Consider the following 21435-nt stretch of genomic DNA (forward strand, 5'->3'; position numbering starts at 1 on the left):
AGGACGGCTACAAGCAGACCTACACGCTGGATTCATCCACGGAGAAGACCGGTTCGCCGAAGTCCGGCGACAACGTCACCGTGGTCGCGAAGGTCCAGGGCACCACGGCCACCGCGACCTCGCTCGGCGAAGCACAGCAGTTTGGCAACGGACAGCCGCGCCGCCGCGGATAGCCCGTTCGGAAGGGTGGTCCGTGAAGGACTCCTTGGGGGAACCTGATTTCCTCAAGGGGTCCTTCACGGAGAGCGAGGGAGATGGTCGTGAGGCGGTGGATCACGCTGGCGTGCGGTGTGGTGCTGGTGCTCGTCGGCGCGGTGTGGGTGCTGCAGGGCGTCGGCGTGCTGACCGGCAGTTTCATGACCGGCCAGAAGCTCTGGTTCCTGATCGGGCTGGTCGCGTTCCTGGTCGGTGTGGTCCTCATCGCGGCCACCACGTTCGGCAAACGCGTGCGCTGACTCACCGGGTGAAGACCTCGAACACCGGGTAACCCGGCGCGATCTCCAGCAGCTTCTTCTCCGGTGCCTTCGCGTCGACGCCCTCGAAGAACGTGCCGACCTCGAACGCCCAGCGCTTGAGGTACGAGCGCAGGATGGCGGGCTTCTCCTCGTCGGACAGCTCGCGGTAGGTGAACGGCTCGGTGCGGCGTCCGACGGTCAGCTGGCCCTCGCCCGCGGCGCGCAGGTTCCGCACCCACTGGGTTTCGCCGCGCGCGGCCACCAGGTAGTGCTTGCCCCCGAACGGCAGCAGGTTGACCGGCACCTCGCGCAGTTCGCCGGACTTGCGGCCGCGGACGCCCAGCACCCGGCTGCCCCACACGCTGAGGCCGCGTTTGGTGAGCCAGCGGACGCAGCCGTTGAACGCCGCGGTCGCCCTGCCCGGTTCGAGGTAGCGAGTGCTGGTCATGAGGTCCTCCTCGGTTTCGAGAGCGGTGCTCTCTATTGTGAACAGTGAACACCCAGAGACTGGCTCTCGTCAAGAGCAGTGCTCTCGGTTTTGCGCAGCGCTCTCATGCGCGGCACACTGATCGCATGACTGCCGCACCCCGGACTGCCCGCGAACGGGTCCGCGCCGAGCTGACCCGCGAGATCAGGGACGAGGCCCGCCGCCAGCTGGCCGAGGTCGGCGCGCACGGCCTTTCCCTGCGCGCGGTCTCCCGTGAGCTGGGGATGGTCTCGTCCGCGCTGTACCGGTACTTCCCGAGCCGAGATCACCTGCTCACCGCGCTGATCGTCGACGCATACAACGCCGTCGGCGAGGCCGCCGAACAGGCCGACCCGCACACCGACGACCCCCGGGAACGCTGGCGAGCCATCTGGCGCGCGACCCGCGACTGGGCCCGCGCGAACCCGCACGAATACGCGCTCATCTACGGTTCGCCGATCCCCGGTTACCAAGCTCCGCAGGACACCGTCGGCCCCGCCGGGCGAGTGGCCTTCGCGCTGGTCGCGGTGCTGCGCGACGCACATCCGCACGAGCCGGCGGTCACCGCGCCGATGTCGGAGGAACTGCGCGCGCAGGCCGGCCAGCTCACCCGGATCCTGGACCTCGACGCGCCGGCCGAGGTCGTCATGCGCGCCATCGCCGCCTGGACCCAGCTGTTCGGCGCGCTCAACTTCGAGCTGTTCGGCCAGTACGCCGGCAGCGTCGACCCGGCGGACGCGTACTTCGAGCACCTCGCCGGGCAGATGGCGGACTTCGTCGGCCTGTAGTCCGGGGTAAGTTCGCCGTGGCGGCAAAGCGAAAGGCAGGTTCGACGTGACGGGATGGGCCGGACGGGTCGGCAGGATCCGGGTGATCGGCACCGGGGTGATGGGACGCGGCATCGTCCAGCTCGCCGCGACCGGCGGGGTCACCGTGGAACTCGCGGACGTGCAGCCGGAGGCGGTCGCCGCGGCGATCGACCACGTCGGCGCGATGGTCGACCGGCTGGTCGCCAAGGAGAAGCTGACCGAGGAAGCCGGCCGCGCGGCGAAGGAACGCCTCGTCCCGGTCGAGGGCCCGCTCGCCCCCGCCGACGGGGTGGACCTGGTGCTCGAAGCCATCCGCGAAGACCTCGAAACGAAGCAGACGCTCTTCGCCGGTCTTGAGAAGATCTGCGGCCCCGACACGATCTTCGCGACCAACACCAGCTCGCTGTCGGTCACCGAAATCGCCGCCGGGCTCACTGACCCGACGCGGATGATCGGCCTGCACTTCTTCAACCCGGTCCCGCTCATGCGGCTGGTCGAGGTCGTCCCCGGCGCGCGCACCGCCGGCTGGCTGCCCGGCGAAGCCCTCGAACTCGTCCGAAGCTGGGGCCACCAACCCGTGCTGGCGAAGGACGCCCCCGGCTTCCTCGTCAACCACGCAGGCCGCGGCCTGAACACCGAGGCGCTGCAGATTCTTTCCGAATCCCTCGCCGCTCCCGCCGAGATCGACCGCATCGCACGCGACGTCCTCGGCCTCAAGCTCGGCCCGTTCGAGCTGCTGGACCTCACCGGCCTGGACGTCTCGCACGCAGTGCTGGAAAGCATCTGGAGCGGCTTCCACGCCGAACCGCGCCTGCGCCCGTCGTGGCTCACCCGCCCGCGCGTCGCCGCCGGACTCTTCGGCCGCAAAACCGGCGAAGGCTTCTACCGCTATGCCGACGGGAAACAAGAGGTCCCTCCGGAGCCCACTGCCCCGCCTGCCCCGGCCATGCCGGTCTACGCCGCCGACGAACGCCTTGGCCGCCTCCTGTCCGCAGCAGGCATCGACGTCGTCCCGGACGCCTACCCCGACACGGTTCTCCTGGTGGCCCTGCGCGGAGAGTCCACTGTGGAGGCTGCGCGGCAACTGGAACTGCCCGCCGCGCGCGTCGTCGGAATCGACGCACTTGGCTACGACTCGCGCTTCACCATGTCTGTCCATCCGGGACTGGATCCGCACTACGGCCGCGGTGCCTGGGGTGCCCTCGCCGCCACCGGAACCCCCGTAACGGTCGTCCGCGACGGTGCCGCCCCCATCGCGCAACGCCTGCTCGCCTCGATCATCAACACGGCTTGCTCCATCGCCGACCAGGGTCTCGCGGCTCCCGCCGACATCGACACCGCAGTGCGCCTGGGCCTTGGCTATCCCCGCGGACCGCTGGAGTGGGGCGACCTGGTCGGCCCGGAAAAGGTCCTGCGAATCCTGACCGGTCTCCTGCGCGCCACCGGGGATCCGCGCTACCGCCCGAGCAGTTGGCTGACCGAGCGGGTGACACTGGGCCTGCCGCTCGCCTCCACCGGCACCCGCCCGGCTGATCTGGCCTGAGTTTTTGTCGGTGGCGCGCAGTAGCTTGTCGGCATGACTGTCACCATCGATCTGACCCTGGACTGCACGAACGCACAACTTCTCGCGGCCTTCTGGAAAACGGCACTGGGCTATGTCGACGAGCCTCCGCCGCCGCCGTTCAGCACCCGCGAGGAGTGGCTCGCGCAGTTCGACCTGCCCGAGGACGAGTCCGCGGAGGATGGCGCCTGGCTGTGCCATCCCGAGGGCGCCGGGCCTCAGCTGACGATCTTGAAGGTGCCGGAACCGAAGACGGCGAAGAACCGGCTGCACATCGACATCCGGGTCCCCGGGGATGGCGAACCGGCCCAACAGTGGGCAAGGATCAAAGCCGAGGCTGAACGTCTGGTGGCGGCGGGCGGGTCGATCCTGGCGGAGGACGAGGGACACCATGTGGTGATGGCTGATCCGGAGGGGAACGAGTTCTGTGTTGCAGCTGCCTCGGCGTAGCTCTCTTACGGTCCACCGAGACGTTTCGCCGCACAGCAACAGGTCAGCGAATGAGCCATCTCCGCCACCACGGCCAGCGCTAGAACGCTCGGCGTGCACTCGACAAAGTACCTGCGGCCCAAGTCGCCGCATCTGGTTTTCGGGCAGCTCTTCCGAAGCCACCTGTCGCTCCTCGTCCCGGCGCTCTGGCCGAAGTCGTGTCCGGTACAAAGCTTCGGCGATCCTCGGGAGATCTTCCGGGCAAGCCTTTGCCGCGAATGTTCTTGCCGACAGCCAAGTAAAGAAGGCGCGGACGCCAACCCCTGCCCGCGTTGCGACTGTGGCAACAATCGCCGCAACTTGCACCGAGGTGCCGGTCGAGACGCCTCCCTTACGTAGACCGTCCCGGGCCTGGACCCAGGCGTCGGCACCCTCTGGCACCGACGACGACGTGAGCGGCCTCGGCGGACTTGAGCAGCACGGCTGTCTCGCTTTCAACAGCAAGCGTCACTTGAATGCCGTAACCGGGAGACAGCGGCGGCGCGCGGCCCGGTGTTGGTGGGGACACCGCGCAGCACTCACCCCTTCCCGGCACGCGACTCGGACTCCCAAAAAAGCTGCTCGCCGTCCGACGCACCAAGAACGACCGCCTAGGCAAGTGCTAGCGCGTGCCCAAAAAGGAGATATCGACATAGCGAGGCTGCCGCGAGCCGCGCGACGCCGCCAACGAAGGCGCGGCTCATAGTCTTGATAAGGGACCTTCGCGGAATCAGCCAGCCCACCCAGCGGCATCCGTGAATTCAACCCCACCAGCGCAGCCACCCCCGGCTTCGAACCCGCTGCTACGCAGCCGGAAATCAGCCCCGGGTTGTTACGCGCAATCCTCAACGCAAAGAGCGACTACTGTCGAAAAGCAAGCTCCCCAAGTGGCAGAGATCCAGTTTACCACCGGTAGTCCGAGGTCACCCCATTCCGGTAAATCACATAACCGCCCTGGAAATCGCTCCGAGCACCGCCGCTGATCCGGTATTCATCCGAGGTGGGCAACCGCAAATACCCCCACTCCCATCCCCGCGCGGCCCACCGCTTGCGAATCTCCCCCTGCACCATGTGCGCCCCGGTACCCAGACTCCAGTAAATCGACCCACCGCCAGTGAAGTGGTTGTAGCGCGCGATCCCGTTAGGAGTACCGGTTTCATCGATAGTCGGATAACCGAGACCTCGCTCCCAACCCAACGAGGCCCACTTATCCCGAATAGCCCCGCCGATCTGATGCGCCCCGCTGGACGGCGTCCAGTAGATCGACCCGCCGATCGTAAAGTGGTTGTACCGGCCAACCCCATCCGGCGTCACCGACTCATCGGTAGTCGGATAGCCAAGCCCCCGCTCCCAGCCCAACGAAGCCCACTTATCCCGAATAGCCCCGCCGATCTGATGCGCCCCACCGGTAGGCGTCCAATAAACCGACCCGCCAGTGAAGTGGTTATACCGGCCAACCCCATCGGGCGTCCCGGACTCGTCGGTGGTCGGATACCCCACCCCGCGTTCCCACCCGAGAGCGGCCCACTTGGCCCGAATCTGCCCCTGGACCGAATGCGCCCCCGTAGCCGGCGTCCAGAAAATAGACGTGGCCTGGCTGCCCGGCGTGCCGATCAGATGGTTGTACCGACCCACCCCGTCCGCCGTCCGGGTCTCATCGGTCGTCGGCGGCCCATACACCTGATGCCCGCCGATCGCGAGATACCGGGCCAGGATCTGCCCGCCGATCTCGCGCACCCCGGTAGCCGCGGACCAGTACAACCGCCCGTTCGCATACGGCCGATACCGCACCGGCCCGTCAACCACCTCAGGACCCGTTGGCGCACCGAGCGAACTCCGCAGTTCCGGCTCAGCCGCATACCGCTGGTCGATCGCCGTCACGTAGCGGGCAGTCAGCGTCAGGTCGCCAGCGCCGACGGTGATCGACCACGAAGAGGTAGCCGGACCGCCCTGCCAACCGGCGAACCGGGAAACTCCGTCGGTGCCAACCGGCGCAGCAGTCACGTCAAACGTCGCACCCTCAGTGACCATCGCACTGCTGACACCACCCTCGCTCGGGATGCTCAACGCGGCGGGCTGCGTGCCGACCAACGTCAACCGATGCTGGCGCGGGTAAGCAACATACGTGTTGCTGGCCTGCACCCCGGCGCTGTCGGTTACCGTCGCGGTGAACTCCATCCGGGAGTCCGTGTGATCAGTGAACGGAACCGTCAACGTCGGCCCCGTCGCACCATCACCGGGATGCACGTGGCAGGCACCGAGATCCGGACAGTGCCGGATCAGGGACGTCCACGTAACGGGAAGCCCGCCATCCTCGACATCGGCAGCCTTGGCTGACAACGAAACCTGCTCGCCCACCGCAAAAGTCTTGTCCGGCGCGGTCAACGTCAGCACCGGCGAGTGATTGCCCGGCGCGACAGCGATCTTCACGGTCCCGACACCACCAAGCGGATCCGAAACCCTCAACGTCGCGGTGAACGAAGCACCATCCCCGTACTGATGGCTGGCCTGTATCCCAGTACCGGTGCTGCCGTCGCCGAAGTCCCAGGAATAGGTGAGCGGATCGCCGTCAGCGTCAGTAGAACCGCTGGCAGCAAAGGAAACTGTGCGAGTGTCCGAGTCCGTCGAGGAAGTAGCCGCTGCCACCGGCGGAGCATTGTTCGTCGAGTAGCTCAACCGCCGCAGTACGCCGGAGTTGAGGTCAGTGAAGACGATGTCCCCGTTGGGCGCGGCGGAAATCCGAGTAACCCCGCCGACATTCTGGAACGGCGCGGGATTCGCGGGTGCCTGCGTGAGCTTGCCCTGCGCGTCATACCGCAGCGTCCAGATCTTCTGCCCCGCGTAGTCCCCGAAGAAGTACGCACCCTGGTAAACGGCCGGATAAGTCGTGCCGCCATACACAATCCCGCCGCTGACACTGTTGCCCTGCGCAGGACCGGTCCCGTGCTGGTAGTCCCACAACGGCGGAGTGTTCACCGCCAAAGCACAACGCGCGTCAGCCGAATAGCCCGGCGTGAGGTGGTTCCCCTCGTAGCAAGGCCAAGCGAGATTCGCACCCGGCTGCACGACGTCCAGCTCTTCCCAGGTGTACCAGCCGACATCGCCGACCACCGGCAGCCCGCTCTTCGGGTCGAGGCTGAACCGGAACGGGTTGCGGAATCCGCTCGCGAACACCTTGCTGCGAGCGGAATCCGGCGCGTCCGCGTGGTAGTACGGATTGCTCGGCACGCCCTTGCCGTCCGCGGTGAGGTGCAGGATCTTGCCGAACGGCGAATCGAGGTCCTGTGCGACGAAGGCGACCGGGTTGGTCTTGCCCGCGTCGCCGTTGTCTCCGACGGAGTACCAGAGGGTGCCGTCCGGCGCGGGGTAAACCGTGTCGAGGCCGTGGATGTAGTACGGACTGCCGGTCAGGTCGAAAATCACCTTCTCGCCGGTCAGCCCGGACGGATGTCCCTCGCCGTCGAGCTGCACGGTGAACTTGGCGGCACGCAGCGTGTACTGGCCGTTGCCGAGGGAAACCGAGCGGTTCAGGTAGACCTGGTGCGAGGTGGCGTAGTCCGGCGCGAGCGCGATGCTCGTGAGGCCCATGTCGCCCTGCGTCTCGACCGGGAAGGTCGCGATCCGCTCCGGCGCACCGCCCGCAGCCGGGACCCAGTTGACGACGCCCGACTTGCCCAGCGCCAGCACGCTGTCGTCGGGCAGCCAGGCGAAGTCGGTGAACTCGTACTGGCCGAGCCCGGTGGGCAGGTCCCGCAAGACGAACCCCGGCGGCAGCGCCGGGGTGCCGGCTGCTGCCGCCGGGGCGACGGCGGTGACCACGGTGGGGACGGCGACGGCCGCGAGCGCGGCCACCAGCAGGGAACGGAGCTTGCGCCAGGCCATTCAGGCCCCCTTTCTCAGCGACCGGTAATCGCTCAGAAGGGGGAGTAAGTTGCCTCTATCGGGTGATATTTATTCGACCGTGACGCTCTGGTCAGGGCACGACCTGGACCACGTCGCCGATGTGCAGGGTGTTGAAGAATCGCAGCGACGACGTCGCCGACAGGTGGACGCAGCCGTGCGAGTACACCTTCAGGCTGCCGGTGTGGAACGCGTCGCCCGGGTAGAAGAAGACCGAGTTCGGCATCGGCGCGTCGTCGAACTGCTTGCTCAGGTGCAGCTTTTCCTTGGACAGCACATGGAATGTGCCGGTAGGGGTCGCGTGCCCCTTGCGGCCGGGCAGCATCGAGACGGGGCCGTAGATCACCTTGCCATCCTGCAGCAGCCAGGCGCGGTGCGCGGAAATGTCCACGCAGGCGCTGGTGCCCGAAGCGGCGGCGGCCGCCGCGCACGGGACGTCGGCAGTGCTCGGCTTCGGGGCGGGCTTCGGCTTGGGTGCGGGCTTCGGCGTCGGTTTCGGAGTCGGCTTCGCGCTGGTGCTCGCCGGGCTGCTGCTGGTCGCCGGGGCAGAACTGCTGGTCGGCGCACTGGAAGACGAGGCAGGCACACTCGCTGCCGCGGGCATCGCACCGCCGCCGGAAGCCGACCCGGCCGTGCCGCCGGAGCACGCCACGAGCCCGAAAGCCGCGGCCAGCGCCGCCATCCCCACCAGAACCCTTTTCACGATCCGGTACCCCCGCGTTCGGTCGGGTCGCATTCGGCAGGACCCGTATCACCCGAATAGACGACCACCACCCCTTCGTGGTTGCTCGGCAATGGTCACAATCCGGCTTCTCCACCCTGGGGTTGAGCCGCGGATCCACCTGGCACCAGCCCGTACGCCGACGAAAACCGCATCCATTCCGGCGAGGCTGGAAGCACTCCGGGCAGCCTCCCGGTCCACCACAGTGAAGGAGCACCGTGAACCTCGGCCCGCTCACCATCGTTCTCTACGCCGCGATCGCGGCACTCGTCCTGTACCGGGTCGTCTACCGGCAGTGGCGCGGCACGCTCCTCAGCCGCAAGCGTTTGCTGACGCTCCCGTTCATCCTGACCGCGATCGGCGTGTTCTCCGCCGCCACCGCGCTGCAAAGCGCGACCGCGACGGAGTACGCGCTGCTGGCGGGCGACGTCGTGATCCTCGGACTGCTGGGCGTCCTGCGCAGCTCCACTTCGGTCCTCAGCGCTCGCGAAGGCACGACGTTCGTGAAGGGCACTCCACTCACGTTGATGCTGTGGTTCGCCACCATCGGCGTACGCGTCGCCTTCTCCTTCATCGGAGCCGCGCTCGGCGTCAGCAACACCGTGACGTCCTCGACGATCATGCTCACGATCGGCGTCAGCATCGGCGTACAGAACGCCTTCACCTACTACCGCATTCAGAAGCGCGGCCTGCCGCTCTCGGAGCAGACGCCGACGAGCATCAACGCTCGCCGCTAAGCCCCACCATGCGCGCGTACATCCGTGAAGGACTCAACACGGTCGCCGGGTGCAGGAATCCCGGCAACGGTGGCAAGTCCCGCGCGAAGGGCACGAGATGCGCGTACAGCACTTCTGCCCCAGACGGCCGCGCTGAAGGATCCTTCGCGAGCGTCGCGGCGAGAAGCGTGTTCAGTTCCCGAGGGACGCCGGGAACTACTGGCGCCGGTTCCTTCACCTGCTTGTCGAACACCGCGTATGCCGTCGGCCCGGTGAAGACCGGACGGCCAGTGAGCATCTCGTGCAGCACGCAACCGAGCGCGTACAGGTCGCTTCGGGGCTCCGCGTGGCCACGCTGGATCTGCTCCGGGGCCATGTACGACGGTGTACCCAGCAGCTGTCCCGCGCGCGTGAAGCGAGCTGTGTCGGCTTCGCGCAACACAGCAAGCCCGAAGTCCATCACCTTCACGCTGCCGTCCGGACAGAGCATGAGGTTGGCCGGTTTGAGGTCACGGTGACAGACCGCGCGAGCGTGCGCCGCCGACAGCACCGCGGCCACTTGCGCCGTGATCGCCGCCGCCCAGGACACCGGCAGCGGCCCGTGTTCGGCTAGCAGATCGTCCAGCGTCACGCCTTCGACGAACTGCATGACCTGGAACAACCGGTCGTCATGGGCACCGAAGTCATACAGCGTGGGCGCGCCAGGATGGTCGAGCGTCGCGAGGATCCGCGCTTCGCGGGCGAAGCGTTCTTCCAGCTCTTCGTCGCCGCCGGGAAGCCGAAGCAGTTTGATCGCGACTTGCCGGCCGAGCCGCCGGTCGAGCCCGCGGTGCACTGAACCCATGCCGCCCCGTCCGAGCGGCAGATCGTCGACCTCGTAGCGGTCCGCGATCAGCATGGGCCCCCTCACAGCGCTCACCCGCCACCGGGCTTCAGCCGTCCTTCGGCGAGTGCGGCAAAGCCTAGCCGCACCAGGTCGCGGCCGATTTCCGCGGTTTGCCGCAGTGCCCGGTCGAAGTCCGCGAGCGCGCGGAAAGCGACACCGTAAGCACGCTGCGTTTCGAGCGGATGCCGCGGCACCTTGAGCCGGCGCGCGTCGATCCGGGTCGACGCGCTGTGCACCGGGAAGTCCGCGGCGCGCAGGCACCCGGCGAGGAACTGCGCGTCGAGCAGCTCTGGATCCACGCGATAGCGGGAAAGCGCGGGCCCAAGCCGCACTGGCGCTCCACTGTGGACGATCACCGCGCCGGTGACCGACGCGACCACGTCGCCCTCGTGGGCGAGCACCGCCGCCGGATCCGGCGCGGCGTGCCCGGTCGGCGGACCGCCGATCAGGACGTCGTCAGTGGTCAGCACGGGTTCGTCGCCGTCGGCGCTACGCGGCGGCGCGTGCGTGATCCGCAGCGCGCCCGCCTTCACCAGCTCGCCGACGGTCGTGTGCGCCGTCTCGCCGGACGCCGGTTCCAGCTTGGGCAGCTCGATCCCGATCTGCCCGAAAACCCTTCGTGCGGCAAGGAAAGCCTCGCCCGAATCGCTCTCGCCGGGCCGGCCGGACGGAGTCAGGTCGACGTCGTCGTCGAGCACGTCGATGATGCGTTCGCCGGTGTCCGGATCGGCCAGGAAGTCCTGCCACACCTGCTCGACGTCGTCCGCGGTGGTGTCGGCGATCAGCACCGTCGCCGGCGCGCGCTGCTCCGGCTCCGGTCGCGTGAGCAGCCAGAGATCGGTGCCTGGCGCGAGCGTGCACACCGCGCGCAAGGCACCCGCTCGAAGCAAGTTGGCCCGGATGCGTTTCCCGCTCCGCCGTCCGGCCGCGGCTCCTGGCATCAACACCGCCACCGCGCCACCGGGTTTCACGTGCGCGAGGCAGTGCTGCACCCACGCCAGCTCCGACTCGCCCCGCGGCGGCAACCCGTACTCCCAGCGCGCGTCGCCGACGAGTTCCTCGTGCCCCCAGCCGCGCTCGTTGAACGGCGGATCGCACAGCACGACGTCGGCCAGCCGGTCAGCGAAAGCATCCGCGCGCAACGCGTCCGAAGCGTGCACCTCGGTGTCCGCGCCGTGCAGCCGCAGCCGGATGCCCGCGATCCGCGCGGTGTCCGGGTCGACGTCCTGCCCTCGCGCCCGGGTCGCCGCGGCGGCCAGCAACAGCGACCCGAACCCGCACGCCGGGTCGAGCACCGTGGCCCCCTTCGCGCCGGTCAGCCGCACCATCAGGTCGGCGTACGCGCTCGGCGTCGTGGAGAGCCGACGGACGTGCGCTTCGAAAAACCGGTCGCAGAGCTGCTCGAACGTCTCCGCCGCGCCTTCGTTCGAGGCAAGCTGGGAGATCAGCGTCCGCAGCTCCGGATCGTCCGGTCCCTCGGCGTCGTCCGCGAGATACTCACCGACTGCCGCCAGCCGCGCACCGAGGTCAAGATCGTCGCCGAGCGCACGCAGCCGTTGCCACGCTTCGTCGATCGGTGCCAGCACGAACGGACGACCGCGCCCGCGCAGCCAAGCCTGCACCTCCGGAAGCGAAAACAACGGGCTGGACGCCGTGCCGCCCACCGGTTTGGGAAAATCGTCATGGCGCCGCCGCCAGTTGCTCACCGCCGCCCGGCGCACGCCCGCCAGGCGCGCGATGTCGGCCGCACTCACCGCCGCGTCGTCTGCCATGTCGAGCACGATAGCCGACGACAGCGGTTTCCATCGTTTTGCTTGTTAACTCAGTCAACCAATGGTTTTATGGGGGCATGGCCACCGAGCAGACCCGGTTCACCCTGCGCTACTCCGCGGGCTCAGACCAAGGGCGACGACGCACCAACAACGAGGACTCCGTCTACGCCAGCGGGCGGATGCTCGTGGTGGCCGACGGGATCGGCGGCCAGCCGCATGGCGAAGTCGCCAGCTCGACCGCGGTCAGCGTGCTGGCCTCGCTGGACGCGGAGCTGCGCACGCTCGACCTCACGGCGCACAACCTGTCGAACCTGCTCTCCGACGGCGTCCGCCGGATCGCTGACCAGCTCGCCCAGGTGGCCGAGGAAACCCCCGCCACGCAAGGCATGGGCACCACGCTGACCACACTGCTGTTCGACGGCACCCACTTCGCCGCGGCCCACGTCGGCGACTCCCGCGGCTACCTCCTGCGCGACGGCGACCTGCAGCGCATCACGCGCGACCACACCCTGGCCCAAGCCCTGGTCGAAGACGGCACCATCAGCGCCGCCGACGCCGACCACCACCCGCGCGGCTCAATGCTGATGAAGGCGCTCCTGAGCACCGGCTCGGCCGAACCCGACGTTTGGGAGTTCACCCCGCAAGCAGGCGACCGCTACCTGCTCTGCTCCGACGGCCTCACCGCGGGCGCCAGCGAACCGGCCATCCTGGACGTCCTCTCCGACGGCACCCCGGAGGAAATCGTGCCCCGGCTCATCGCATTGGCCAATGAGGGCGGCGGCCCGGACAACATCACCATCGTGGTCGCCGACGTCGTACCGGCCTGAGCCCATCCCCGCAGGTCGGACCACCTGCGAAAGGCCGCAGAGCCATCCGGTATTCTTCCCCACGGAGGATTGGCCGAGCGGCCTAAGGCGCACGCTTGGAAAGCGTGTTGGGTTCACGCCCTCGCAGGTTCGAATCCTGTATCCTCCGCTGCAACACCACGAAGGTCCCGACTTCCCAGAGGTCGGGACCTTCGGTGTTTTCGCGTTAAATCCCTTGCCAGGCAACGATATTCCGCTGGCAGAATTCGTTCATGGACCACCGCGAAGCCCAAGAGTTCGCCGCCCACTGGGCACAGGCCTGGAACGCCCACGATCTCGACGCTCTGATGACCCACTTCGCCGACAACGTGACCTTCCGGTCCCCGGTCGCGGTCCAGGTGATCGGCGGCGACGGTGTGCTCCGCGGCAAGGAGGCGCTGCGCGCGTACTGGGCCGAGGGGCTGCGCCGGATTCCCGATCTCCGCTTCGAGGTCGTCGGCGTCTACGCCGGACTGGACGCGCTGGTCATCAACTACCGCAACCAGAAGGGCGGGCTGGTCAACGAGGTCCTGGTCTTCGACGGACCGCTCGTCGTCGAGGGCTACGGCACTTACCTCGGCGACGATCCGAATCCGGCGGGCACTCGCTGAAGCCCGTCGCTGTCGGCAACCGCGGCAGGGGCTGGGATCGGCCGAACGGTCCTACCCGCTAGGCTTCGCCGCAGACTTGATCGCAGCTGTCCGGAGAGGTTCGCCGGTGTCACGAATACCGTTTTGACCTGGGCGTTGGCCTTCGCGCACGCCTCACGAACCCGCAGGTCGGAAGGCCGTAACGCGGGTTTCGGGCCTCGCGTGCGCACCAGTGGATCCAACGCCCGACTGGCCCCGGACTGCCGACCGCGTCCGGGGCTTTGTCGATTCTCCCGTCCTCACTTACTTACCGAAAACACTTGATCACGCTAAGTTTGTACGTGGTCGTTCCAGCCCCTGACGTACCGAGGAGCCCGCCCCCATGGCCGGAGTGGAAGAGATCCGCGCTGGTATCGCGCTCGCGAACGAGAAGGCGTCCGCGAGCATCGCCGCGCTGCAGCAGGCAGCGCAGGCACTCGAAGAAGCACAGCTGTCGTTGTCCCAGGCCACCCAGGGCAGCAGCCAGCACGAGGTGAACCAGGCGCACGGCCTGCTCGCCGAAGCGCTGCAAGGGATCACCGGCATGCAGAGCACCATCCAGGCCGGCATCTCGTCGGCCGATTCCTACTCGGCGCGGCTTTAACGCCGATGTCGGGGCTCGCCGAAATCCACCAGTTGCTCACCGCCGCGCGAGCGGGGGTCAGCGACGGACGGGCGCACGCCGAGCGGGCGAGGACTCTGCTCGGCGACGCCCGGCGCGCACTCGTCGACGCGCAAGCCAAGGCAGATCCGTGGCTGCCGGGGCAATGGGCGCAGGCCGACGAGGCGCTCGAGCACCTCCTCACCCGTTTAGCCGCCGCCGACGATTCAGTGGGCGGCTACCAGTCACGCCTGTAGGGATGAGATGGCCAGCAAGTCAGCCGAGCAACGCAACCGTGTGCACACCGCCCTCGACCGGGTCCGGCACCAGATCGGGCTCGTGCTCGGGGCCGCGGCGGGCGCGCGCGAAATGGCCGAGGCCGAGGTGGCGCGGCTGACGCTGGAACAGGAGATCGTCCGGGTCGGCATGGACCACGCCGATCCGGCGCAGCAGACGGAGTGGGCCCGGCATCCGGCGGCGCACGAGGTGTTCGCCGCCCTCGGCGGCACCCGCACCGCCTTCTACACTGACTGGAGCGCCGGTCCCGGCGAACTGCGCGACCTCGTCGCCGCGCACGCGCCGGGCCCGGCCGGACGGCCGCCGAGCGAATGGCTCGGCCGCGTCGGCACGAATCCCGGCGTCACCGCGCCCGCGCTGTGGCGGGTCGGTTCGGCCACCTCGGCAGGCCGCGACATCTCGCACACGTTCGACGTCGCCGTGCCGTTGCTGGACGAATCGCATCTGGCCATCACGTCCGCGCCGAAAACGCGGCCGGTGGTGGACGGCATCGTGCAGGGCCTGCTGATGCGCGTGCTGTCGGCGTTCGAGCCCGGCGCGGTGAAAATCCACCTCTGGGACGTCGGGCAGCTCACCGCGATCCTGCCGGACCTCTACCCGCTCAGCCGCACGAGCGCGCTGTCGCTGTACGACCCGACGCGGCTGGAGGACCTGCTCGACGAACTCGCCGGGCACATCCGCCGGATCCACGCCACCGGCATGCAGGCGGGCCACACTTCGTTGCGGGAACTGCGAAAAGCCACCAACCAGCGCTTGGAGCCATACCGGATCGCCGTGCTGTACGGCAACGGCGAAACCCTCGACGCGGAACGCGCGCGCGACCTCAAACGCGTGGCCAGCGGCGCGCTCGCGGCCGGGATCTGCCTGATCCTGGTGGACGTGCCCACCGCGGTGAGCGCGTCGATCGAAACGCTCAGCCTGCTTGACGAACGGCGCGCGGTCAGCAGCATGACCGGCAGCGACCTGGTCGTGGACCTGGATCCGCCGATGCCGTCCGGGCAGGTCATCCGCGCGGCGAACCGCATCGCCGAAGCGCTGATCGCGCGCCAGGGCGGGCCGCGTTCGTTCGCCGACCTGATGCCCGCCGAGATCGGCCAGGAAAGCTCCGCGCGGGAACTGCGCGCGCCGATCGGGTTCCACGAGGGCGAAGCCGTCGAAGTGGTAATCGGCGACGCGAGCCCGCACGCGCTCATCGGCGGCCCGAGCGGTTCCGGGAAAACGAACTTCCTGTACGCGCTGCTGGGCAGCCTCGCCGCGCGCTACACGCCGGACGAGCTGGCGCTGTACCTGCTGGACTTCAAGGAAGGCGTCTCGTTCGCCGGTCTCGCACCCGGGCGCAAGGACTCCAGCTGGCTGCCGCACGCGAAACTGGTCGGCGTCAACGTCAACACCGACCGCGAGTTCGGGTTGGCGCTGCTGCGTTTCCTCGCCGACGAACTGCGCCGCCGTTCCGCCGCGGCCAAGGAGCACGAGGTCACCAACCTGGCTGACCTGCGCGAACAGGATCCGAGCGGGCATTGGCCGCGGATCGTCGCGGTGATCGACGAATTCCAGTACCTCTTCGCTGGACGTGACCAGGTCACCGCGCAGGCCACGCAGTTGCTCGAAGACATCGCGCGGCGCGGACGTTCGCAGGGCATTCACCTGGTACTGGCCAGCCAAGACGTCGCAGGCATCGAGGCGTTCTGGGGCAAGCCCGCGGTCTTCGAACAGTGCACGCTGCGCATCGCGATGCCGAAGGCGCGCCGGGTTCTCGCGGAGACGAACAACGCGGCCGTGTCCGCACCCAAGTGGCATGCGGTGATCAACCACGATTCCGGCGTCGCACACGGCAACCAGCTCGCGCACGTCCCGGATGCGAGCACTCGCAACGTATTCGTGAACCTGCAGCAAAAACTGTGGGAGCTCTACGCGGGCCGCTTCGCCCGGCCACGCCTGTTCGACGGCGCGCATTCGCCGGTGCTGGAACAGTTCCCGGCCTATCTGGAACTCAAGCCGAGCCCCCAGCCGCGGGCGATCCTTGGCCAGTCGATCGACGTCACCGAAGCCGCTTGCGGCGTCGAACTTCCTCGGGTACCCGGCCGGAACGTCGCCGTGCTCGGCGGCGCGACCGCGGAGGCATTGTCCATTATGGACTCCGCAGCTCGCTCGCTTTCCAAGCAGCTCAAGGAAGGCGAAGTCGAGTTCCTGCTCCACTGTCCGATCGAAGCGAGTTCGTCGGCCGTCCTGGATCTCAAGGACCGGTTAGTCGCCGAAGGACATCTCGCGACACTGACCGACAACCTGTCCGCCGGGCTGGAGACCATCGTCGAATCGCTTTCCACGACGACNACGACGACGCCGCGCATCCTGCTGCTGTACGGAGTGGACGCCGCGCTGCCCGCTTTGGAAGCCAAGGCTGCCGGTCAGCTGAAGAGCGGCCTAGACCACCTGCGCACGCTGCTGAAGAACGGCCCCTCCCACGGCGTCCACACCATCGGCTGGTGGCGCAGCATCGCGCGGCTCAAGGACACCCTCGGCTTCGGCGGCACGGACGACATCGGCACCTGGGCCGCGCTGGACGTCCAAGGCAATGACCTGTCGCCGTTCGCCGCGGGTCAGGTCGTGCACTGGTCGCCGCGGCCGGGCCGGGCGTTGTTCTTCGACCGCACCACGCACGGGGCACCGGAAGTCATCATCCCGTTCCAGCGCCCAGAAACCGAGCCGACCGCGGGAGGTACGCCGTGACCGAGGGAACCACCAGCCCCGCGATGCGGTACAAGGAAATCGTCGGCTTGGCCCGCGGTTCGGCGGACAGCCTGCGCGCGTGGGAACTGGCCCGAGCGGACGAAATCGAACGCCAGCTGGCGGACGCGCACGCTGCGGTTGCCGCCGCGCAGGATCGGGAGGAGAAGACCCGTGAGCGCGCCAATCGGTGGTGGAAGATGGCACTGCACAACGTTTCGCGGCTGAGTTTCGTCGAGACACCGGAGAACCCACAGCCGGTTACTACCGCTCGGCCGCAGTATTTGGACCGGTACTTGGAAGAGGTCAAGCCGAGTTATCAGGAGCTTGTGCAGGCCGTGCTGGGCCTTGGCTGGCGGGCGAAACGCTGACCAACGCCGGGGAACCCCTCTCGTGCTGGGTTGGTGCGCTTGCCTGGCGAAAGCCAGAGGTATTCAGCTCCGGCCGAAGCCGCACCGCCCCGGAGAACGTGCGCCCTCACCTTCTCGATTCACTCTTTGCTTGTCTACTGGCAGGTTTAATCGAGGTAGCTATCGCCCAGAATCACGTACCTCATGACGACCACTGAGGCTCTCCATCCGGCCAGGCAAGAAGCCGTGAGGGGAACCCTCACGCACCACTGACTACGCCGTCCGGTGCAGCAACCGGTCAAGCTGGTCCAGCAGGTCGTTGGCGAAGTCCGCGAACGGATTCCCCGCCGAAGGACGGAATCGCACCACCTGCGGGTCATGATCGCTGGCCTGGTCGGCGAACTCGGCATTGACATGCACCACGTCATAATCCACACCCCGCGGCGCGGCCGATGCCAGAATATGGTCCAGCACCTGCGACTGCCCCTCATACACGTAGCTGTACCGCTCGGCCGGCGGCAGCGTCGAGATCAGGTCCTTCAACAACCCACCCGACGTCAGCTTCGCCAGCGCGGGCGAGAACTGGTAGTCGTTCAGGTCACCAGCGACCACGACGTTCGCCTTCGGATCCGCCCCAAGCAGGTCCGCCACGAAACCCTGCACCACGGTCGCCTGCCTCTGCCGCTGCACCTCGGAGCTGCGCGTCGGCGGCTGGTAGCGGCCGTGCGTCGGCTGGTCGCCGCCCTTTGAGTTGAAGTGGTTGGCCAGCAGGAAAACCGTGCGGCCGCGGAACACGAACTCGCCCGCCAGCGGCTTGCGGCTGTCCTCCCATGCCTCGTTGCCAGGGCCGACCCGGCCCGGCGACTGCGTCAGGTGCGCCTTGCCGTGGTCGGAAACCACGCCCACCGAAGACGTCGGGCCGCCACCCGGACGATCCACAAACGACACTCGCGAAGGGTTGAACAGGAAGCCGACACGGATGTTGCCGCCTGGTTGTCCGCCGTCCTCGTCGTTCACCGGGTTGATCTGCCGCCACTGGTACTGCGGGCCGCCGGCGGCGACGATCGCATCGGTGAACTTCTTCAGCGTCGCGTCGGCGTCGACCGTTCCGTCGTCGGTCGCGCCGCTGTTGTCCTGGATCTCTTCCAGCGTAACGATGTCCGGCGTCGCCAGGTTGTCGACGATGCCGTGCGCGAGCTGCGCGTACTTGGTGTCCGAATCGGACGGTGCGAGATTCTCGACGTTGTACGTCGCGACCGAAAGCTCGCCGGGACGCTGCTTGCGCGTGGTTTCCTTCTGCAGCTTGTTGTCCTTGGCCGCGCCCAGCTTCGACGCGAACAGCGTGTACCCGCCGAAGTTGCTGTACTCCACCGGACCGGAGGTGATGCCGGTGAGCACGTCGCCGGTGTTGACCTTCGGAGTCGCCTGCTGCGAGGACGGGATGATCGACTGTACCTTCAGCACGCCTGTGTTGATCTTGTCGTAGCCGAGGTAAACCGTGCCGCCGCGCGGAGTCGGGTTCTGCTGCGGCTTCGTGGTCACATAAAGCTCACCGTACTTGTTGCTCGGGCCGACCACCCGCGCGTCCGAGACCTGGACGATCTCGCTTTCGTGCGATTCCCAGAAGTCCAGCGCGTACTTCGACGGCTCAAGCGGCAACGGCTCGATAGTGCCGCCCGCGTTCGGGGCCAGCACATCCGGCACCTGGTCCGGCGTCAGGACGGTCGGGGCGGGGAGCGGGTTGCCCGAGGAATCGACCGTCCACTGTGCACTCGTCAGCTCAGTGAGCGACTGGTAGTTCGAGGTCGCGGGCGCGTCCGGGTAGTACTCCTTGACCTTGCCCTGTGCGGTGATCGCGTCGCCGACCGCCACGTCCGGGGTGGTCGATCCGGTGAACACGAACAGGCCCTCGCTGGTGCGCGGATCGCTGTCCGGATGCGGGTCGGTGATCCAGAACCCGCGCGCCGAACCGAAGCTCCGCACCGCGGTGACGATGCCGGTGACGTCCTCGACCTGCTTGTCCTTGAACGGCGAAATTCGCGTGGTGCCCTGGATGTCGTGGATCTTCGCCGGAACGCCCGGTTCTCCCGGCTGCGTGCCGGTGGTCTCGCCCTTGGTGTTGGTGGGCGTCGGGTCGCCGACGGCGAAGTCCGCGCTGTTGTCGTCGGTGTCGGCGAGCGTCGCCGCACGCGCGACCGAGGTCGTGTTCGACGGCGCGGCGGCCGGATTTCCTTCGCGGACAACGGCATCGCCGAAGCCGACGAGGTCCTTGACGCGGCTGTCCGCCGAGCAGTCAGCAGCAGTCTTGCAGGTCAGCGGCGCACTGTCGGACACGAGCGCGACGGTGCCGGCGGTCGCGGACATCGCGATGCCCCCGGTCGCGTCGGGCGTCGGCAGCGCGACCGTGCCGCCGTTCCCCTTCCCCTCCGCGACGAGGTAGCGGCCCTTCGGTGCGACGGACCCGGCAAGCGGCGTGACCTGCCACTTGCTCGACGCGCTCGCCGAAGCGGGCAGGTACTGGACGCTGTAACCGTCGAGCGCGACCGGCGCGCCGCCGTGGTTGGCCAGCTCGATGAAGTCGTTGATCAGCGTGGCGCCGGAATTGCCGCCACCGCCGTAGACCTCGGCGATCAGGGCGTCCGCGCTCGGTGCGGCCGAAGCGGGCACGGCCAGTCCGCCCAGCACGAGAGCAGCGGCGGAGACGGCAACCGCGCCTTTGGTCAGTCTTGCCCCACCGGCGCTGCGGCCCCCGGCGGGACGACGGGATATGGTCACCCTGAGTCCCCTCTGCATGTCAACGGTCGAGGCATCGTCCCCCGAACAAGCGAAGCAGAGGAAGACGAAAGGGCAACGATTCGTAACGAGCTGGAGGGATTTCCTCCGTTGGACGGGTTGACGCAATGATCACGCTCGTACTCGGCGGAGACGTCAACCTCCAGGGCCGCGCGCACCCGGAAACGGCGTTCCACCCGTTGACCTCGCTGCTCACCGGTGCCGACGTGCGGTTCGTGAATCTCGAAGGACCGCTGTCCGGCTCGACCGGGATGGACATCCCGCACAAACCGAACTGGCGGCACTCGCCGCCGGAGATGGTCGCCGCGCTGACCGCCGCCGAGGTCGACGTCGTGTCGGTGGCCAACAACGTCACCTACCCGCCGGCCGCGGCAATGGCGAGCCTCGCCGTGCTGGACCGCGCCGGAATCGCGCACTGCGGCGCGGGCGCGAACCTCGCCGAGGCACACGCACCAGCGATCCTCGAACGACCCGGCGGCCGGATCGCGTTCCTCGCCTACACCTCGCTGTGCTGGCCCGTCGGGCAGGAAGCGACGGAAGACTCGCCGGGCGTCGCCGCGGCGGGCGCGTACACGTCGTACCAACCGGATCCGCGCGTCCTGGACGTCCCCGGCCGCCCGCCGATCGTGCACACCACGCCGGTCCGCCGCGACCTGGAGCTGCTGCTCGCCGACATCCGCCGCGCCCGCGCCGAGGTCGACCACGTCGTGGTGTCGATGCATTGGGGCGTCCCCGGCGAAGAACTGGCCGAGTACCAGGTGACTTACGCGCACGCGATCATCGACGCCGGGGCCGACCTGGTCGTCGGGCACGGACCGCACACTGTGCAGCCGGTCGAGGTGTATCGCGGCTGCCCGATCCTCTACAGCCTGGGCAACCTCGTCTTCGACTGGCCCGCGATGCGCGACCGGCACCGCGACGGCCTCCTCGCCGGCTGCGTCGTCGGCGAGCAGATGCGGGTCGAATTAGTGCCGATTCGCCGCGACGAAGACAACGAATGCGTACCGTTGACGGGAGACGACGCCGACGAAGCGCTGCAGCGGTTCGTGGAGTTGTCCGCGCGCCGCGGCACGAACGTGACGGTCAGTGATGGCTTCGCGACCGTCGAAGGACTTCGCGGCTAGACCGCTGGTCCCGCCATCACCCGGACGGCGCATCTGCCTTAAATGCAGCTCAAGCCCGGGGTCGGCTGGTACCGGGCGGGAGTACCTTACCGATGAGCACGGAAACTGTGGCCCAGACCACTTTCGGGTCGCCCCGGCGCTCACGGGTAGCACCTCGCCGGGGGAGGCGACACGGTCACGTGGGGGTTGACCGTCGTCGAATGCGCAGGTGTCACCGCCCGGGAAAACAGCCGCGGGCGCGGGACTTTCCGCTTCGCCCGCGACCGCGGCTCCACGGATTTGCCCCGGGGAAGCCTCGCGAGTGGCGAGGCGCCGCCT

Annotated in this window: 18 protein-coding genes and 1 tRNA gene; 13 read left to right on the top strand and 6 right to left on the bottom strand. The window is 68.1% G+C overall.

Annotated elements, in window-relative coordinates; genetic code table 11:
- Positions 1-260: 260 nt before the first annotated feature.
- On the top strand, positions 261-455 hold the full coding sequence (locus A4R44_RS06170; RefSeq protein WP_067578052.1) for a hypothetical protein: 195 nt from the start codon (positions 261-263) through the stop codon (positions 453-455).
- 1 nt (position 456) lies between these two features.
- Here A4R44_RS06170 and A4R44_RS06175 read toward each other — a convergent pair whose 3' ends face one another.
- Entirely contained in the window at positions 457-903 is a 447-nt protein-coding gene (locus A4R44_RS06175) for a nitroreductase family deazaflavin-dependent oxidoreductase (RefSeq protein WP_067577175.1), read from the bottom strand.
- Between the two features lie 125 nt (positions 904-1028).
- On the opposite strand from A4R44_RS06175, the gene A4R44_RS06180 reads away from it, so the two are divergent.
- From A4R44_RS06180 to A4R44_RS06190, 3 genes are read left to right on the top strand one after another with little or no spacing between them, the layout of a single operon-like run.
- Entirely contained in the window at positions 1029-1709 is a 681-nt protein-coding gene (locus A4R44_RS06180) for a TetR/AcrR family transcriptional regulator (RefSeq protein WP_067577177.1), read from the top strand.
- Positions 1710-1755: 46 nt separating this feature from the next.
- The gene (locus A4R44_RS06185; protein ID WP_095213209.1) at positions 1756-3273 is read left to right on the top strand and encodes a 3-hydroxyacyl-CoA dehydrogenase; all 1518 of its coding nucleotides are present in this window, start codon (positions 1756-1758) and stop codon (positions 3271-3273) included.
- Between the two features lie 33 nt (positions 3274-3306).
- The gene (locus tag A4R44_RS06190; protein WP_067577179.1) at positions 3307-3741 is read left to right on the top strand and encodes a VOC family protein; all 435 of its coding nucleotides are present in this window, start codon (positions 3307-3309) and stop codon (positions 3739-3741) included.
- 921 nt (positions 3742-4662) lie between these two features.
- Here the strand turns inward: A4R44_RS06190 and A4R44_RS06195 are convergent.
- Positions 4663-7641, bottom strand: coding sequence for a PQQ-dependent sugar dehydrogenase (locus A4R44_RS06195; protein ID WP_067577181.1), 2979 nt, complete (start codon positions 7639-7641; stop codon positions 4663-4665).
- A 91-nt stretch (positions 7642-7732) separates the two neighbouring features.
- Positions 7733-8362 carry a L,D-transpeptidase gene (locus A4R44_RS06200; protein WP_067577183.1) on the bottom strand — a complete coding sequence of 210 codons (630 nt, stop codon included), beginning with the start codon at positions 8360-8362 and terminating at the stop codon, positions 7733-7735.
- A gap of 236 nt (positions 8363-8598) precedes the next feature.
- Between A4R44_RS06200 and A4R44_RS06205 the strand changes: the two genes are divergently transcribed.
- Positions 8599-9117 carry a hypothetical protein gene (locus tag A4R44_RS06205; RefSeq protein ID WP_067577185.1) on the top strand — a complete coding sequence of 173 codons (519 nt, stop codon included), beginning with the start codon at positions 8599-8601 and terminating at the stop codon, positions 9115-9117.
- Here the strand turns inward: A4R44_RS06205 and A4R44_RS06210 are convergent.
- Together A4R44_RS06210 and A4R44_RS06215 are read right to left on the bottom strand one after the other, a co-directional pair.
- Positions 9101-9994 carry a serine/threonine-protein kinase gene (locus A4R44_RS06210; RefSeq protein ID WP_067577187.1) on the bottom strand — a complete coding sequence of 298 codons (894 nt, stop codon included), beginning with the start codon at positions 9992-9994 and terminating at the stop codon, positions 9101-9103. The genes A4R44_RS06205 and A4R44_RS06210 overlap by 17 nt on opposite strands.
- Before the next feature lie 17 nt (positions 9995-10011).
- A complete protein-coding gene (locus tag A4R44_RS06215; RefSeq protein WP_067578056.1) occupies positions 10012-11754 on the bottom strand; it encodes a class I SAM-dependent DNA methyltransferase in 1743 nt (580 codons plus the stop codon).
- A 77-nt stretch (positions 11755-11831) separates the two neighbouring features.
- Here A4R44_RS06215 and A4R44_RS06220 point away from each other — a divergent pair, with 77 nt between their 5' ends.
- From A4R44_RS06220 to A4R44_RS06250, 7 genes are all read left to right on the top strand, one after another.
- Positions 11832-12581: a PP2C family serine/threonine-protein phosphatase gene (locus tag A4R44_RS06220; protein ID WP_067577189.1), complete on the top strand. Its 750-nt coding sequence runs from the start codon at positions 11832-11834 to the stop codon at positions 12579-12581.
- 63 nt (positions 12582-12644) lie between these two features.
- Positions 12645-12729 (top strand) — tRNA-Ser (locus tag A4R44_RS06225).
- A 103-nt stretch (positions 12730-12832) separates the two neighbouring features.
- A complete protein-coding gene (locus tag A4R44_RS06230; RefSeq protein ID WP_067577191.1) occupies positions 12833-13210 on the top strand; it encodes a nuclear transport factor 2 family protein in 378 nt (125 codons plus the stop codon).
- 361 nt (positions 13211-13571) lie between these two features.
- Positions 13572-13832: a hypothetical protein gene (locus A4R44_RS06235; RefSeq protein ID WP_009084635.1), complete on the top strand. Its 261-nt coding sequence runs from the start codon at positions 13572-13574 to the stop codon at positions 13830-13832.
- A gap of 5 nt (positions 13833-13837) precedes the next feature.
- A complete protein-coding gene (locus A4R44_RS06240) occupies positions 13838-14086 on the top strand; it encodes a hypothetical protein (RefSeq protein WP_067577192.1) in 249 nt (82 codons plus the stop codon).
- 7 nt (positions 14087-14093) lie between these two features.
- Positions 14094-16853, top strand: coding sequence for an FtsK/SpoIIIE domain-containing protein (locus A4R44_RS06245; RefSeq protein ID WP_067577194.1), 2760 nt, complete (start codon positions 14094-14096; stop codon positions 16851-16853).
- Positions 16850-17221 carry a hypothetical protein gene (locus A4R44_RS06250; RefSeq protein WP_067577196.1) on the top strand — a complete coding sequence of 124 codons (372 nt, stop codon included), beginning with the start codon at positions 16850-16852 and terminating at the stop codon, positions 17219-17221. Before A4R44_RS06245 ends, A4R44_RS06250 begins: the two co-directional genes overlap by 4 nt.
- Before the next feature lie 252 nt (positions 17222-17473).
- On the opposite strand, the gene A4R44_RS06255 is transcribed toward A4R44_RS06250, so the two are convergent.
- Positions 17474-19975 (bottom strand): endonuclease/exonuclease/phosphatase family protein, encoded by a 2502-nt coding sequence (locus A4R44_RS06255; protein WP_304456043.1) that lies wholly within the window; start codon positions 19973-19975, stop codon positions 17474-17476.
- A 125-nt stretch (positions 19976-20100) separates the two neighbouring features.
- Between A4R44_RS06255 and A4R44_RS06260 the strand changes: the two genes are divergently transcribed.
- Positions 20101-21117 carry a CapA family protein gene (locus A4R44_RS06260; RefSeq protein ID WP_067577198.1) on the top strand — a complete coding sequence of 339 codons (1017 nt, stop codon included), beginning with the start codon at positions 20101-20103 and terminating at the stop codon, positions 21115-21117.
- The last annotated feature ends 318 nt before the right edge of the window (positions 21118-21435 follow it).

The organism is Amycolatopsis sp. M39 (genome assembly GCF_001651785.1).
GTDB lineage: Bacteria > Actinomycetota > Actinomycetes > Mycobacteriales > Pseudonocardiaceae > Amycolatopsis > Amycolatopsis rubida.